Genomic DNA, 15,058 nt, shown 5'->3' on the forward strand with positions numbered 1-15,058 from the left:
TGCATGGCAGCGTGGGATAATGCGGATGGGCTCGCGGAGCCCGTCCCACATACCGAGAACACCATGACCGTTTCCCTCCGTGCCCCCGCACGCCTTTCCTGCCTGGCGCTGGCGCTGGCGCTCGCCGGCTGCGCTACCACGGCGCCCGGCCCGGTGACCATCCAGCTGGTCGCCATGAACGACTTCCACGGCAACCTCGAACCGAGCCGCTATACCCCGGTCAATCCGGACGGCAGCAAGGCCGAGCCGATCCGCGCCGGCGGCATCGAGGCCGTCGCCGCGGCCCTGCAGGCCTGGCGCAAGCAGGACAAGGACCTGCTGTTCGTCTCGGCCGGCGACCTGGTCGGCGCGAGCCCGGCGATGTCCTCGCTGTGGGCGGACGAACCCACGATCGAGGCGATGAACATGCTCGGCCTGCGCGTCTCCGCGGTCGGCAACCATGAATTCGATGCCGGCCGCAAGGAACTGCTGCGCCAGCAGCATGGCGGCTGCGATTCGCCACGGCCCGACAAGGCCTGCCAGATGCGCAAGGACTACCGCGGCGCGCAGTTCACTTACCTGGCCGGCAACGTGATCGACAGCGCCACCGGCAAGCCCTTCATCCCGGCCTTCAAGATCGAACAGGTCAAGGGCATCAAGGTCGGCCTGGTCGGCGTGGTGCTGCAGGATACCCGCTCGGTGGTGATGGCGTCGGGCATCGCCGGCCTCGAGTTCGGCGACGAGGCCGCGGCCATCAACCGCGCGATCCCCGAGATGCGCCGCCAGGGCGCGGACGTGATCGTGGCCCTGGTGCACGAAGGCGGCACCACGAAAGAGAATCCGATGACGCCGGGCTGCAGCCAGCTGACCGGCCCGGTCGTCGACATCGTCAGGAAGCTCGATCCGGCGATCCGCCTGGTGATCAGCGGCCATACCCACATGGGCTACCTGTGCAGCATCGAGGGCCGCACCGTGACCCAGGCCGCCTCCTACGGCCACCTCCTGACCCGCATCGAGATGACGGTCCAGAAGGGCGTGGGCCACGTCGGCGACATCAAGGTCGAGAACGTCCTGATGAAAGGGGGCGACCATCCGGCCGATGCGAAGATGGCGGCCTTCGTCGCGCAGGTGAAGGAAAGCAGCCGCGCCGCGCTCGGCCGTCCGATCGCGCGCGTGGCAGCCGCGCCCGTGCTGCGCAAGCTGAACCCCGCCGGCGAAGCGCCGCTCGGCAACCTGATCGCCGACGCCGGCCTGGCCGCCACCCGCAAGCTGGGCGCGCAGATCGGCTTCATGAACGAAGGCGGCATCCGCAAGGACCTGGAGGCCGGCCCCGACAAGGTCGTCTCCTTCGGCCAGGCCCAGGAAGTGCTCCCTTTCGGGAACACCCTGGTGGTGATGGACCTGAGCGGCGCCCAGATCCGCAAGCTGCTCGAGCAGCAGTGGGCCCGTCCGGCCGCGGCCACGCCGTCGCGCCTGCAAGTCTCGGAGGGCTTGCGCTACCAGTGGGACGAGAAGCGTCCGCCCGGGCAGCGCGTGGGCGCGATCACCCTGGACGGCGCCGCGCTCGAGGACAGCAAGATCTATCGCGTGGTGGCCAACAACTTCCTGACCGAAGGCGGCGACAACTATCCCGAATTCGTGAAGGGCGCGAACCGGGTCGATACCGGCGTGCCGATCCTCGATGCCTTCATCGACTACCTGCGCAGCATCGAAGGACAGGGCGAGGCCCAGCCCTCGTTCGCCGCCGGCGCGCGCGTCATCAAGGCCGATTGAGCCTGCGCTCCCGGCTCCGTAATCCAGCAAGGAAAACCATGAAAAAACTCGCCTGTGTACTTGCGCTGACCAGCGCCTTCGCATCCTTCGACGCCGCGGCCTGGGGCCGCGACGGCCACAAGGCGGTCGGCGCCATCGCCGACCGCCTGCTCAAGGGCTCGTATGCCCAGAAGCAGATCCAGGCCCTCCTGCTGCCGGGGGAAACGCTGGAGTCGATCGCCAACTGGGCCGACTGCGTCAAGGGCAGCTATTGCGGCCCCCAGACCCAGGAGATGCTGGAGTACGTCAAGGCCAACCCCGAGCACGACAAGTACCACTACACCAACGTGCCCTTCCAGCACGACCACTACGACAACCATGGCCCGGGACGCACCGGCGTCGACATCGTGCAGACCCTGCGCCAGTGCATCGCGGTCCTGCAGGGCAAGACCGATCCGGCCCTCAATCCGCACAATTTCACCAAGCGCCAGGCGCTGATCCTGCTGACCCACTTCGCCGGCGACATCCACCAGCCGCTGCACGTGGGCGCCGCCTTCGTCGGCCGCGACGGCAAGTTCGTGGCGCCGAGCGCCCAGGAACAGATCGACGAGCGCGCGATCTTCGATACCCGCGGCAGCAACAGCCTGCTGCTCGACGTGCCGCGCCTGAGCGCGCTGGAAGCGGCCAGCATTCCGCCGGGCGAGCCGGTGCCGGTGCGCGAGGGCGTGCCCCAGGCCCTGACCAAACCCTTCCACTCGTACTGGGACAGCACCACGGTCGACTACGCGTTCCGCCGCCTGCAGGCGCGCACGCCGCAGCAGTTCGCGGACAAGGTCATCGCCGGCAAGCAGGTGCTGCCGCTGATCGAGGGCGATCCGATCACCGCGCCTTACGCTTGGGCCAACCATTCGCTGTATGTCGCCAAGCAGGCCTTCGAGGGCGTGAGCGCCGGCGCGCTGACCCAGCAGACCGGCAAGAAAGGCGAGACCTACTACAGTTTCGCGCTCGAAGTGCCGCAGAACTACCCGGTTCCCAGTTCCGAGCTCGCCAAGCAGCAACTGATCAAGGGTGGCTACAATCTGGCTGCCATCCTGCAGGCGATCTTCCCGGACAAGGCTTAAGGACCGGCGTCCAGGGCGGCCGGCTGCGGCCGCCCAACCACTCCAGGATCCCGGATGCGAACCTTCTTCGACAAGCTGAAACGCCATCGCTGGCTGGTGCTGGCGCTCCTGTTGCTGGCCCTCGCGGCCTGGATCCTGTCCGCGCGCGCGCGCGGCCCCGCGCTGCCTGCCTACCAGGTGGTGGCGCAGCCGCTGGTGCAGACCGTGGTCGCCACCGGCCGCGTGGCCGCCGTCTCGCGCGCCGAAGTCGGCAGCGCCGTCACCGGGGTGCTGGTCGAGCGCCGCGTGCGCGAGGGCGACCGGGTGCGTCCCGGCGACGTGCTGGCCGTGCTGCGCGCCGACGAACTCGACGCCGCCGTGCGCGAGGCCGAGGCCGCGCTGGCCGAGCTGCGCCAGTCGACCCGGCCGCAGGCCCAGGCCAGCCTGCGCGAAGCCGAGGCGCGCCTGGCCCAGGCCGGCCGCGAGGCGGCGCGCCGGCGCGAGCTGTTCCGCCAGCAGATGATCACGCGCGAGGCGATGGAACAGGCGGTGCAGGCCGAGACCGTCGCCCGCAGCGCGCTCGAGCAGGCGCGCCTGGCGGCGCGCTCCCTGGCCGAAGGCAGTCCGGGCGAGGCGGCGGCGCGCGCGCGCCTGGCCAGCGCCCGTGCGCAGCTGGAGAAGACCACGATCCGCGCCGAAGTGGCGGGCACCGTCCTGAGCCGCAATGCCGAGCCGGGCGACCTGGTGCAGCCGGGACGGGTGCTGTTCGAGATCGCGCGCGACGGCGATACCGAGATCCTGGTGCCGGTCGACGAGAAGAATCTCGAAGTGCTGGCGCTCGGCCAGCCCGCCATGTGCGTGGCCGACGCCTTCCCGCGCCGGCCGTTCCCGGCGCGGCTGGGCTTCATCGCGCCCGCGGTCGACCCGCAGCGCGGCAGCGCCGATGTGCGCCTGGCGGTGGACCCGGTGCCGGGTTTCCTGCGCCAGGGGATGACGGTGTCGGTCAACATCGAGACGGGCCGGCGCGCGCGCGCGCTGGTGGTGCCGAACGACGCGCTGGCCCGGACCGACGGCGACGACAGCGACGACAGCGCGCTGTGGGTGGTCGTCGATGGCCGCGCCGAACGGCGCCGCGTGAAGCTCGGCCTGCGCGGCCTGGCCAGTACCGAGGTCGTCTCCGGCCTGCGTGCCGGCGACTGGGTGCTGGCCGATGCCAGTGCCGGCGTGGAAGCCGGCCAGCGCGTGCGCCCCGTCGCGGCCAGGCCGAGCGACGGCGCCGCCACCCGCAACGAGCTGCCGGTCAAGCTGGACTGACGCCGATGTGGATCGAGTGGACCATCGCGATCCGCTTCCTGCGCGAAGGGAAGGCCCAGAGCACTCTGATCCTGGTCGGGATCGCGGTCGGGGTGGCGGTGATCGTCTTCCTCACCGCCCTCATCACAGGCCTGCAGTCCAACATCATCGAGCGCACCCTCGGCACCCAGGCCCATATCAAGGTCCAGCCGCTCGAGGAACGCAACCGGGTGCTGGTCCCGGCCGACGGGGCCGCGCAGCTGGTCCTGGAAAGCAAGCGCGTACAGCGCCTCCGTTCGATCAATAACTGGCAGGGCGTGCGCGACGTGCTCGACACGCTGCCGCGCATCACGGCCGTGTCGCCGCTGATCTCCGGCCCGGCCTTCGCGCGCCGTGGCGAGGCCCTGCAGTCGGTGGCGCTGGTCGGCATCGATCCGGCGCGCTACCGGCGCATCATCCCGGTCCAGGACGAGATCGTGGCCGGCGTGTTCCGGGTCGGCGCCGGCAATGCCGTGATCGGCAGGCAGCTGGCCAGCGACCTGGGCATGCGCGTGGGCGACAAGCTGCGCCTGGACGGCGGGCAGGGAAGGGACAGCGTCGTGAACATCGCCGGCATCTTCGAACTCGGCGTGCGCGAACTCGACGCGCGCTACGTCTACCTCGACATGAAGCAGGCCCAGTCCCTGCTCGACCTGGCCGGCGCGGCCACCGTCATCGACCTCCGGGTGGACGACATCTTCGCGGCCCAGGAGATCGCCGCGCGCGTCGCCCGCCTGACCGGGCTGAAGGCGGAAAGCTGGATGGAGACCAATGGCCAGCTGATGAACGCGCTGCGCTCGCAAAGCCTGTCGACCCGCATGATCAGCGTGTTCGTCGCCCTGAGCGTGGCGCTCGGCATCGCCAGCGTGCTGTCGGTCAGCGTGGTGCAGCGCACCCGCGAAATCGGCATCCTGCGCGCGATGGGCACCACGCGCGGCCAGATGCTGCGCGTGTTCCTGGTGCAGGGCGCGGTGTTCGGCCTGGCCGGCTCGGTCCTGGGCGGTGCCGCCGGCTACGGCCTGGTGGCGGCCTTCAATACCTTCGGGCCGAAACTGTTCTATATTCCGGTGGACCCGGTGCTGCCGCTGGCTGCGGCGGTGCTGGCCACGCTGACCGGTGTGCTGTCGGCCGCGGTGCCGGCGCGGCGTGCCGCCGCCCTCGACCCGGTGGAGGCGATCCGCCATGTCTGACGCGATGTCCGCCCACGACGGCGAGCAGGAAGTGTTGCGCCTGGAGGGACTGCGCAAGCGCTACAACATCGGCAAGCCGACCGAGGTCGAGGTGCTGCACGGGATCGACCTGCGCCTGCGGCGCAGCGACTTCGCGGCCCTGGTCGGCGCTTCCGGCTCAGGCAAGAGTACCTTGCTCAACCTGATCGGCCTGCTCGACCAGCCCAGCGCCGGCGAGCTGTTCCTGCTGGGCGCGCCGACCTCGCGCATGCTCGATGCCGGGCGCACCGCGCTGCGCGGCAGCACGGTCGGCTTCGTGTTCCAGTTCCACCACCTGATTCCGGCCTTCAGCGCGCTCGAGAACGTGTTGATGCCGTTGATGGTCGCCACGGGCAAGCCGAATGCGCAGCAGGTGGACCACGCGCGCAGCCTGCTGGCCCAGGTGGGCCTGGCCGGGCTGGAGGAGCGCAAGCCAGACCAGCTCTCGGGCGGCCAGCAGCAGCGCGTGGCGGTGGCGCGCGCCCTGGTGACGCGTCCGGCCCTGCTGCTGGCGGACGAACCGACCGGCAACCTCGACACCAAGTCGGCGGCCGACGTGTTCGCGCTGTTTCGCCGCTTTAACCGCGAGTTCGGCTGCGCGGTGCTGCTGGTGACGCACGATCCGCGCATGGCCGAGCAGTGCGACCGCACCATCACGCTGGTCGACGGCCGCATCGAGAGCGACCAGTTGCGTGCATCCGGTCGCTAGCCGGGCCGCCATCGGTGCTGCGCGGCGCGTTGGCGCCGCGCTCTTCGATAGAATGCCGCACACCATCGACCCTGTTCCATCACCATGACCATGACCATTCGCCTCAAGGCCGCCGCCTGCGCCGCCTGCTCCTCATTGACCCTGGCCCTGGCCAGCGATGCCGCCGCCCAGTCCAGCCCCGAACGCAATCTGCCGCTGTGGGAGATCGGCCTGGCCGGCGGCGCGCTCTCGACCCCGTCCTACCCGGGCGCCGACGAACGCGAGTCGCGGGTATTGGTGTTTCCCAACATCGTGTACCGGGGCGAGGTCGTGCGCGCCGACCGCTCCGGGATCGCCGCGCGCCTGTTCCGCAGCAGCAGGGCGGAACTGGACATCGGCTTCGCCGGCGCGCTGCCTTCGGATTCGGACGATGTCGACGAACGTGCCGGCATGCCGGACCTCGGGCCCCTGCTGGAATTCGGTCCGCGCCTGAAAGTGCTGCTGGCCGACCTTGGCGGCAAGCGCCGGCTGCGCGCCGAATTCCCGTTGCGCGCGGTGATCGAGGCGCGCAGCGGCCTGCACCGGCGCGGCGCCAGCTTCGAGCCGCGCCTGGCCTATGAAATGGCGGGTGAGCGCGGGCTGTGGACCCTCGAGACGAACCTGTCGGCGGTGCTGGGCGACCGCCGCCTGAACCGCCATTTCTACGAAGTGGCGCCGCAATACGCGACGCCCACGCGGCCGGCGTATGCCGCCGATGCCGGCCTTCTGATGATGCGCCTGGGCCTGTTCGGCTCGCGCCGCATCGACGAGGACGTGCGGGTGTTCGGCTACCTGCGCTATGAAAGCTACCGGAATGCGGCGAACCGCGGCAGTCCCCTGCACGTGAAGGACAGCGGGGTATCGGGCGGGGTGGGGGTGATGTGGACCTTCAAGCGTTCCAGCCGCCGCGCGAGCGGGGTGGAAACAGTGGATCCAGCGATCCAGTAGGCGCCGCGCGGGGCCACGCGGCGTATGCGGGACCGGGCAGCGCCGCTGCCCGGTGATGCGGTCAACGGGGATTACTTGCCGTTGGTGCCGTCCTTGGCGTTCTTGCGCGAGGCCTTGGACTTGTCATGCTTGTCCTGCTTGGTGTCTGCCTTGTCGGCCTTGTCGGCCGCATCGGCTGCCGACGCTGCCGAAGCCGGGGTGGCGGGCGTCGCCGGCGTCGCCGGGATTGCGGGCGAAGCCGCGGTCGCCGCGGTGCTGCCGGTGCCGCCGGTGGTGCTGTCGATGGTGGTGGTGGCCGGGGTTGCCGGGAGGGCTGGAGTAGCAGGGGTTGCCGGGGTGGCCGGAGTCACGGCGGTCGGCGGGGTGGCCTGGGTAGCGGTAGCGGCCGGAGCGGTGATCTGGGCGAAGGCCGAGGTAGCGGACAGAGCGACGATCAGGGAAGCAATGGTCTTCTTCATTGGTAAATCCTTTCTGGTTCGGTTTCTGGCGTACGTAATCGTGTCACCTGTGCATCAAACGAACGCTTGCGCTAGCCTGTTGACCATGCTTACAAAGGCTTACCCCAGTCACATTTGCTCACATCCCAAGCAACAATCATGGTGTAAAGCAATAGCATCCTGGGTGGGGGCCGCCGCCCACGCGTTGACCTTCCTCTATTCCGCCTGTGCGTCCACGCTGCCAAAAAAAAATGGCCTGCAAAGCTGCAGGCCATCGATTGACACCGCGCCGGTTCAGCGCGACTTGACGAAGGGCTTGCCCAGTGCCTTCGGCGCTACCGACTTCGCCATCAGCCCGGCCAGCACGATCACGGTCAGCACGTACGGAATCATCTGGATCAGCGCGCCCGGAATGCGGCCCACCACCGGCAGGTCCACGCCTTCGATCTGCACCTGCACGGCGCCGAAGAAGCCGAACATCAGGCAGCCCAGCACCGTGTGCAGCGGACGCCAGTTACCGAACACCATCGCCGTCAGCGCCAGGTAGCCGGCGCCTGCCGACATGTCGCGCAGGAAGAAGCCGCTCTGGACGATCGACAGGTAGGCGCCCGAGAAGGAGCACAGCACGCCGGCGATCAGCATCGCGGTGTAGCGGGTGCGCTGCACCGAGATGCCGGCGGCGTCGGCCGCATGCGGGTTTTCGCCGCAGGCGCGCAGGCGCAGGCCGAAGCGGCTGTGGTACAGCACCCAGTGCACCACCGGCAGCAGCAGGAAAGCCAGGTAGACCAGCACGGTATGGCCGCCGATCACGCTGCCGTACAGCCAGCCGATGAAGGGAATATCGGCAAGAGCCGCGGTGCCTGGCAGGACGATCTCGGCGAGGCGCGCCTCGCCCAGGTCGGGCGTGCGGCCGCCCTGCTGGAAGAAGTACTGCGCCACCACGAAGGTCAGGCCGCTCATGGCGATGTTGATCGCCATGCCCGCGACCAGCTGGTTGCCCTTCTGGGTGATCGACACGAAGGCCTGGGTCAGGGCCAGCATGGTGGACGCCAGGATGCCGGCGGCGATGCCGATCCACGGGTCCTGGTAGGCGTAGGCGACGCCGGCCGAGACGAAGGCCGAGGCGAGGATCTTGCCCTCGAGGCCGAGGTCGATCACGCCGCTGCGTTCGGCGAACAGGCCCGCCATGGCTGCGAAGATCAGGACCGGCGCATTGCGAATCATCGTGACGACGATGCTGGCGAATTGGAAGTCGTCCATGGCTTAACCCTTGTTTGCCTTGTTTTTTGCATTGATCAGTTTGAGGACGGCGGGCGCGTACAGGTTCTCCATGGCGCCGCAGAACAGGATGATCAGTCCCTGGATGAAAATGAAGGTCTCCTGCGGGATGTTCGGCTTTTCCAGCGACAGGTCGAAGCCGCCCTGGATCAGCGCGCCGAACAGCACCGCGGACAGGAAGATGCCCACCGGGTGCTGGCGCCCCATCAGGGCGATCGCGATGCCGATGAAGCCGGCGCCGGCAGGGAAGTTCAGGCTCAGGTAGTGGGTCGAGCCGAGGATCGAGTTGACCGCGGCCAGGCCGGCCAGCGCGCCCGAGATCAGCATCGCCACGATGATCATGCGGCTGATGCGCACGCCGGCGTAGTGGGCCGCGTGCTGGTTCAGCCCCGTGGCCTGCAGCTTGTAGCCCCAGGGCGAGCGCGTCATCATCACCCAGTAGACCGCCAGCGCCACGATCGCCAGGAAGAAGCCGATGTTCAGCGGCGTGTCGCCCAGCACCGGGAACCACTCGCCCAGGCGCGGCATCCACGCCGCTTCCGCGAACACGCGGCTGGCCGGGTTCTGGTCGCCCTCGGGGATCAGCTTGAGGATCAGGAAGTTCATCAGGCTGGCGGCGATGAAGTTGAACATGATGGTCGTGACCACCACGTGGCTGCCGCGCTTGGCCTGCAGGTAGCCGGGCAGGAAGGCCCAGCCGGCGCCGAAGACGGCGCTGGCCACCATCGCCAGCGGGATCAGGAGCCAGGGCGAGAGCGAGGCGTCGAAGGCCAGCATGGCCAGGGTCAGGCCCAGGCCGCCCAGGTACATCTGGCCTTCGGCGCCGATGTTGAACAGGCCCGCCTTCATCGCCACCGAGACCGCCAGGCCGGTAAACACGAACGTGGAGGCGTAGAACAGGGTGTAGCTCAGGCCTTCCGGATTGATGACGGCGCTGTTGATCAGGATCTGCAGCGATTCGACCGGGCTCTCGCCCAGCAGGTGGATCACCAGCGCGGCCACCAGCAAGGCCGAGAGCAGGTTCAGGACTGGCAGGACGAAGCCCGAGGCCCAGCGTGGGAGTTCAGTCGTTTTCATTGGCTTGTTCAGCTCTTAGTGCTTGTGCATCCCGCCCATCAGCAGGCCGATGCGGGTCGTGTCGAATTCGTCGATGTTCAGTTCACCGGTGACGCGGCCGCTGGAGACGACCACGATGCGGTCGGCCAGCGCGCGCACTTCTTCCAGTTCGGTCGACACCAAGAGGATCGCCACGCCCTCGTCGCGCAGGCGCAGCAGCTGGGTGTGGATGCTCTCGATGGTGCCGATGTCGACGCCGCGGGTCGGCTGGCCGACCAGCATCAGCTTCGGGCTGGCGGAGACTTCGCGCGCGATCACGACCTTCTGCTGGTTGCCGCCGGAAAGCAGGCCGATGCGCAGGCTAGGGTCCTTGGGGCGCACGTCGAACGCTTCCAGCAGGTGCGCGCAGCGCCTGGCGATGGCCTCAAAGTCGAACAGGCCCAGTTTGTTCCTGCCCCGGTCCTGGTAGCCGAACACGGTGTTGTGCATGACCGAGAAGTCCTTGATCACGCCGTCGCGCAGGCGGTCTTCCGGCACGTGGCCGATGCCCAGCTCGCGGAACGTGGCGGGCAGGCCGTCGGCATTGGCGCGGCCGGCATAGGGCAGTGCCTGGCCGAGGAATTCGACCGTGCCGGAAGTCGGCAGGCGCATGCCCGACAGGATTTCCATCAGTTCGCTCTGGCCGTTGCCCGACACGCCGGCAATGGCCACGATCTCGCCGGCGCGCACGGTCAGGTCGATGTCGGACAGCAGCTTGACCTTGTTCTTGTCCTGCAGTTGCAGGTTCGAGACCTTGAGCACCGGCGCGCCCGGATTGAAGGGCTTGCGCGGCAGGTTGCCTTCGATCGGGCGGCCGACCATCATGTTGGCCAGCTGCTCCTTCGAGGTGTCTTGCGTGGCGACGGCGCCGGCCACGCGGCCCGCGCGCATCACCGTCACCTGGTCGGTGATCTCCATGATCTCGCCCAGCTTGTGGGTGATCAGGATGATGGTCTTGCCCTGTTCCTTGAACAGGCGCAGGATCTCGAACAGCGAGGCGGTCTCCTGGGCGGTGAGGACGGCGGTGGGCTCGTCCAGGATCAGGATCTCGGCGCTGCGGTAGATCTGCTTGAGGATCTCGACGCGCTGCTGCGCGCCCACCGACAGGTCGTGGATGGTGGCCAGCGGATCGACGTCGAGCCGGTAGCGGGCGCAGATCTCGCGCAGCTTGGCCTCGGTTTCCTTGCGCTTGGCAGCCAGCTTGAATCCGCCCTCGGTGCCCAGCATGACGTTGTCCAGCACGGTCATGTTCTCGACCAGCATGAAGTGCTGGTGGACCATGCCGATGCCGAGCGCGATCGCCTCGAACGAGGTGCGGATCTGGCGCTCCTGGCCGTCGATCAGGAGCTGGCCGCTGTCGGCATTGTAGTAGCCGTACAGGATGCTCATGAGGGTGGACTTGCCCGCGCCATTCTCGCCGATCACACCGTGGATCGAGCCTTTGGCGATCGAGAAGCTGACGTCAGCGTTCGCCTGCACGGCCCCGAAGGCCTTGCTGATGTTGCGAAATTCTACGGCTGGCTGCATTGCGATCAGTAATAAGGTTTGGTAAATGCGAAGAAGCCTTCATTCAAAAGCGCGCCGGGCCGGGGGAAACCGGCGCGGCGCGCTTTCTGAGGGAAGGGCGGATCAGACCGGGCAGCTGCCTGCCGCGCGGTAGTCGATGACCTTGATCTTGCCGTTGATGATGTCGCTGCGCACGGCGTTCACGCGCTTTTCCATCTCCGGCGAGACGACCGCGCGGTTGTCCTTGTCCAGGACCCAGTCCACGCCGCCTTCCTTCAGGCCCTTGTGGGTGACGCCCGGCTTCCAGGTGCCGTTCTTCATCGCCATGAAGGAATCGTAGACGGCGACGTCCACGCGCTTGACCATCGAGGTCAGCATCGAGCCCGGGTGCAGGTAGTTCTGGTTCGAGTCGACGCCGATCGCCAGCTTGCCCTTGGTCTTGGCCATCTGCAGGGCGCCCATGCCGCTGCCGCCGGCCACCGCGAACACCACGTCGGCGCCGCGGTCGAACTGCGCACGCGCCAGCTCGCCGCCCTTGGCCGGATCGTTCCAGGCCGCGGCGGTGGTGCCGACCATGTTCTGCATGATCTCAACTTTCGGGTACTGCGCTTTCGCGCCTTGCGCATAGCCGCAGGCGAAGGCACGGATCAGCGGGATGTCCATGCCGCCGACGAAGCCCAGCTTCTTGGTCTTGGAGGCCATGGCGGCGGCGACGCCGACCAGGTAGGAGCCTTCCTGTTCCTTGAACATCACCGAGTTGATGTTGTTACCCTGTGCGACGCTGTCGATCAGCACGAAACGCACGTTCGGGAACTCCTTGGCGACTTTTTGCACCGCTTGGGTCTGCGAGAAGCCGATCGCCGCGATCAGGTCGACCTTCTTGCGCGCGAGGCCGCGCATCACCTGCTCGGCCTGGGTATCGCTGTTGGCCTGCACTTCCAGGACCTTGATGCCGGTTTCCTTGCTGAAGCGCTGCAGGCCTTCGAAGGCGGACTGGTTGAACGACTTGTCGAACTTGCCGCCTGCATCGTAGACCATGCCAAGCTTCGGCGCGGCGGGCGCAGCGTGTGCAATGCCTGCGCTGCCGGCGACGCACAGCGCCGCAATGGTCATGGAAAGTTGCTTGAGTTTCATGAATGAGGCTCCTGGGAATTTCGATATTGTACCCGGCCCGACAGTGAGACAGGAACGGGCGGCGCAAGCTGCATCGTCAACGGCGCCGCCCGAAGGCCTTGTGCCCGACCATGCGCAGCGCATTGTGTCAGCCGCACGGCGCGCGTGTGGTTACGATTTGTATCGTGGACTTGATTCTCTCGACAGTGCTTGCTGCGTGTAGCTTGAGTGCAACAGACCCGGAGCGGAACCAGCCGCGATGCCGCGCATTCAAGAGAAATCTGGGAAATCCGGATGTACGCAGCTCAGCCTGTCAAATATGCATCAAGCGACATATTGATGACAAATACGATTTTACTTGGCAATTTATTCCAAGGAAATATAACTGCTGACAATTTTCAGCAATTATTTTGCTATGGCGTTCATCGTGTCGAACGCGGGCAGGGGTGCGGCTGTCGTGACATCCGGTCTCGGGCCGACTTCCTGGCCAAGGTCGACGACGGCTGCCGCGGCATCCGGCGGAGCCGCTTCCGCGGCCGGAAGCTGGGGAGGGGCGGCCGGCTTCGCGAACTGGCGCGTGAGGAAGCTGGCGATCAGGGCCTGGGTCGCGTCGAGGTAGGGGATGTTCATGTGGTCCGAGCCGGGCACGGTGTCGTCGGCCACCAGGGTGGCGAGCTTGCCCACCAGCTGGTCGGTGTGCGAATGCGGCACCACGTCGTCTTCATGCGCGCGCAGCACGTAGGTGGGGGCCTTGAGCGAGGGCGCGTACTTGATCGACTCGAAGCGGTGGCGCAGCATGTATTCGATCGGCATCACGCGGAAGCGCCGCTTGGCGATCGCCAGGATCGAATCGTAGGGCGTGATCAGGACCACCGAATGCACCGGCCTTTCCTTGGCCACCTGCACCGCGACCCCGGAACCGAGGCTGCGGCCGACCACCGCGATGCGCGCCGCGTCGACCTGGCCGAGGGCCGCGAGCCAGTCGTACAGGGTGCAGCCATCCTCGATCATGTGGATCTCGGCCGGCACGCCATGCGACTGGCCATAGCCGCGGTAGTTCATGGCCAGCACCGTCATGCCGGGGAACAGCTTGCCGGCGTCGCGCGCGACCCAGGACACTTCCTCCGAGCGGCCGCCGAAGTACATCACGGCCGGACGCGGGCCGGGAACGAGCGGCGTGAGCAGCCAGCCGCAAAGGCGCGTACCGTCACGGGCGCGCAGGACGATGGGGCGGGTGCGGTGCCCGCTGCTGCGCGGGCTTTCGACTTCGGGCGTGATGCAGGGATTGAACACCAGGCGGCGCTGGTTGGCCGCTACCGCGGCCGTCAGGGTCAGCCACAGGAAGCTTGCAAACCCGGTGATCCCCGCCGCCATTTTCTTTGAGGTGTCCATGCTCCCAGTCTACGCGCACCCCAGCCGTTTGTTCTGTGCGGCACTTCGCTCAGCGGAGCGCGCAGGAAACCAGGTGCGGAACAGTTGGGCTAATACAACAGTACGGTCCCGCTCCTGCGCCTGTGTCCGCTCATTCCGGGGCATGCAGCGAGGACGGTCCGGCGGCGACGTATTGTTCCACATCCGGCGCACGGTGGTCGATGCGGATGTCGTCCTGGTCGGCATGCACGCCGGCTTCGGCGCGCTCGCCCGTTCCCGCTTCCTTGCCCATGCGCTGGCCCAGGTACTCGGAGGCAAGCACGCCGGCCGCGGATAAGGCTGTCAGCGCCAGCGAGCCGCCGCGCGCATGCGTGCCCTGGCGCCGCAGCACGAGATTGGCGGCGCCCACCAGCAGGGCGGCGCCGGTCAGCGCGCCGTGCAGCTGGCCTTCGCGCCGCGCCTCGCCCTGCGGCTTGTCGGCCACGTAGTCGGCCACGCCGGCCATCCCCGCTGCCAGCCCGCCGATGATGCCGCCGGCCATGCTCAGGTAGGAAGCCTTGGCATAGTCCTCGTCGCCGGTGGCGCTGTGCATGGCGTCGAGGATGAAGCCGAAGGGAATGAGGACGGCCGGCGCGGCGCCCAGGACCGCATGCAGGGGTTGGCCGGCGAGGGTGATCTTGTTCATCGCGTGCTCCTGGCAGTAGTTGTTCACGCGGCCAGTGTGGCATAGGGCAGGGCGGGACAACGCACGCTTGGGCTGGCGTGCGGCGCGGCTGGCCAGGCGGTCGCCGCCGGACGCGCCGATCCGGTAAGATCGGCCCTCCAGGCCTTGCCGCCGCCACCGACCGGAGTTCCCGTGCACTACCTGCTGATGTATGACCTTGCTCCCGACTACCTCGAACGCCGCGCCGAGTTCCGCGATGCCCATCTGACCCTGGCCTGGGAAGCGCAGCGGCGGGGCGAGCTGGTACTGGCCGGCGCGCTGGCCGAACCCTGCGACCGGGCCGTGCTGGTGTTCAGCTGCGACACGCCGGAGCCGGTGCAGCTGTTCGCCGCCCGCGATCCCTATGTCACCCACGGCCTGGTGCGCGCTTTCCACGTGCGGCAGTGGAATACCGTGGTGGGCGAGGCGGCCTTCGCTCCGGTGCATCCGGGCTGATCGCGCCAGGCTTTCCGACGGCAAACTCGCACTGAACTTGGGGTAAGATTGTC

The 15,058-nt window shown here is 67.8% G+C and carries 14 protein-coding genes; 7 read left to right on the plus strand and 7 right to left on the minus strand.

Annotated elements, in window-relative coordinates; all coding sequences use genetic code 11:
- The first annotated feature begins 63 nt into the window (after positions 1-63).
- The 6 genes from LE190_RS14600 (at position 64) to LE190_RS14625 (ending at position 7,046) form a co-directional block, all read left to right on the plus strand.
- On the plus strand, positions 64-1,752 hold the full coding sequence (locus LE190_RS14600) for a bifunctional metallophosphatase/5'-nucleotidase (protein WP_225239385.1): 1,689 nt from the start codon (positions 64-66) through the stop codon (positions 1,750-1,752).
- A gap of 38 nt (positions 1,753-1,790) precedes the next feature.
- Positions 1,791-2,852: a S1/P1 nuclease gene (locus tag LE190_RS14605; RefSeq protein WP_225239386.1), complete on the plus strand. Its 1,062-nt coding sequence runs from the start codon at positions 1,791-1,793 to the stop codon at positions 2,850-2,852.
- 54 nt (positions 2,853-2,906) lie between these two features.
- Entirely contained in the window at positions 2,907-4,145 is a 1,239-nt protein-coding gene (locus LE190_RS14610) for an efflux RND transporter periplasmic adaptor subunit (protein ID WP_225239387.1), read from the plus strand.
- Between the two features lie 5 nt (positions 4,146-4,150).
- On the plus strand, positions 4,151-5,353 hold the full coding sequence (locus tag LE190_RS14615) for an ABC transporter permease (protein ID WP_225239388.1): 1,203 nt from the start codon (positions 4,151-4,153) through the stop codon (positions 5,351-5,353).
- Positions 5,346-6,080, plus strand: coding sequence for an ABC transporter ATP-binding protein (locus LE190_RS14620; protein WP_225239389.1), 735 nt, complete (start codon positions 5,346-5,348; stop codon positions 6,078-6,080). Before LE190_RS14615 ends, LE190_RS14620 begins: the two co-directional genes overlap by 8 nt.
- 90 nt (positions 6,081-6,170) lie before the next feature.
- Positions 6,171-7,046: a MipA/OmpV family protein gene (locus LE190_RS14625; RefSeq protein ID WP_225239390.1), complete on the plus strand. Its 876-nt coding sequence runs from the start codon at positions 6,171-6,173 to the stop codon at positions 7,044-7,046.
- A 71-nt stretch (positions 7,047-7,117) separates the two neighbouring features.
- Here the strand turns inward: LE190_RS14625 and LE190_RS14630 are convergent, their stop codons facing one another.
- The 7 genes from LE190_RS14630 to LE190_RS14660 form a co-directional block, all read right to left on the minus strand.
- Complete coding sequence (locus tag LE190_RS14630; RefSeq protein WP_225239391.1) at positions 7,118-7,504, minus strand: hypothetical protein; 387 nt, start codon at positions 7,502-7,504, stop codon at positions 7,118-7,120.
- A 273-nt stretch (positions 7,505-7,777) separates the two neighbouring features.
- Complete coding sequence (locus LE190_RS14635; protein ID WP_225239392.1) at positions 7,778-8,743, minus strand: ABC transporter permease; 966 nt, start codon at positions 8,741-8,743, stop codon at positions 7,778-7,780.
- A gap of 3 nt (positions 8,744-8,746) precedes the next feature.
- The gene (locus LE190_RS14640) at positions 8,747-9,838 is read right to left on the minus strand and encodes an ABC transporter permease (RefSeq protein WP_225239393.1); all 1,092 of its coding nucleotides are present in this window, start codon (positions 9,836-9,838) and stop codon (positions 8,747-8,749) included.
- A gap of 15 nt (positions 9,839-9,853) precedes the next feature.
- Entirely contained in the window at positions 9,854-11,383 is a 1,530-nt protein-coding gene (locus tag LE190_RS14645; RefSeq protein WP_225239394.1) for an ABC transporter ATP-binding protein, read from the minus strand.
- 102 nt (positions 11,384-11,485) lie between these two features.
- Positions 11,486-12,496 carry a BMP family lipoprotein gene (locus tag LE190_RS14650; protein ID WP_225239395.1) on the minus strand — a complete coding sequence of 337 codons (1,011 nt, stop codon included), beginning with the start codon at positions 12,494-12,496 and terminating at the stop codon, positions 11,486-11,488.
- 384 nt (positions 12,497-12,880) lie between these two features.
- Positions 12,881-13,867, minus strand: a complete 987-nt coding sequence (locus LE190_RS14655; RefSeq protein ID WP_225239396.1) for an alpha/beta hydrolase — start codon at positions 13,865-13,867, stop codon at positions 12,881-12,883.
- A 130-nt stretch (positions 13,868-13,997) separates the two neighbouring features.
- Positions 13,998-14,531, minus strand: coding sequence for a DUF2231 domain-containing protein (locus LE190_RS14660; RefSeq protein ID WP_225239397.1), 534 nt, complete (start codon positions 14,529-14,531; stop codon positions 13,998-14,000).
- Between the two features lie 171 nt (positions 14,532-14,702).
- Here LE190_RS14660 and LE190_RS14665 point away from each other — a divergent pair, with 171 nt between their 5' ends.
- The gene (locus tag LE190_RS14665; RefSeq protein ID WP_225239398.1) at positions 14,703-15,005 is read left to right on the plus strand and encodes a YciI-like protein; all 303 of its coding nucleotides are present in this window, start codon (positions 14,703-14,705) and stop codon (positions 15,003-15,005) included.
- Positions 15,006-15,058 lie beyond the last annotated feature (53 nt).

This window comes from Massilia hydrophila (assembly GCF_020208145.1).
Classification (GTDB): Bacteria; Pseudomonadota; Gammaproteobacteria; order Burkholderiales; family Burkholderiaceae_D; genus Telluria; species Telluria hydrophila.

Bases quoted from the DNA above. Each gene is read 5' to 3' on its own strand.
- LE190_RS14620 (WP_225239389.1), top strand. From the start codon at position 5,346: ATGTCTGACGCGATGTCCGCCCACGACGGCGAGCAGGAAGTGTTGCGC.
- LE190_RS14600 (WP_225239385.1), top strand. From the start codon at position 64: ATGACCGTTTCCCTCCGTGCCCCCGCACGCCTTTCCTGCCTGGCGCTG.
- LE190_RS14630 (WP_225239391.1), bottom strand. From the start codon at position 7,504: ATGAAGAAGACCATTGCTTCCCTGATCGTCGCTCTGTCCGCTACCTCG.
- LE190_RS14655 (WP_225239396.1), bottom strand. From the start codon at position 13,867: ATGGACACCTCAAAGAAAATGGCGGCGGGGATCACCGGGTTTGCAAGC.
- LE190_RS14610 (WP_225239387.1), top strand. From the start codon at position 2,907: ATGCGAACCTTCTTCGACAAGCTGAAACGCCATCGCTGGCTGGTGCTG.
- LE190_RS14650 (WP_225239395.1), bottom strand. From the start codon at position 12,496: ATGAAACTCAAGCAACTTTCCATGACCATTGCGGCGCTGTGCGTCGCC.
- LE190_RS14640 (WP_225239393.1), bottom strand. From the start codon at position 9,838: ATGAAAACGACTGAACTCCCACGCTGGGCCTCGGGCTTCGTCCTGCCA.
- LE190_RS14660 (WP_225239397.1), bottom strand. From the start codon at position 14,531: ATGAACAAGATCACCCTCGCCGGCCAACCCCTGCATGCGGTCCTGGGC.
- LE190_RS14625 (WP_225239390.1), top strand. From the start codon at position 6,171: ATGACCATTCGCCTCAAGGCCGCCGCCTGCGCCGCCTGCTCCTCATTG.
- LE190_RS14645 (WP_225239394.1), bottom strand. From the start codon at position 11,383: ATGCAGCCAGCCGTAGAATTTCGCAACATCAGCAAGGCCTTCGGGGCC.
- LE190_RS14605 (WP_225239386.1), top strand. From the start codon at position 1,791: ATGAAAAAACTCGCCTGTGTACTTGCGCTGACCAGCGCCTTCGCATCC.
- LE190_RS14615 (WP_225239388.1), top strand. From the start codon at position 4,151: ATGTGGATCGAGTGGACCATCGCGATCCGCTTCCTGCGCGAAGGGAAG.
- LE190_RS14635 (WP_225239392.1), bottom strand. From the start codon at position 8,743: ATGGACGACTTCCAATTCGCCAGCATCGTCGTCACGATGATTCGCAAT.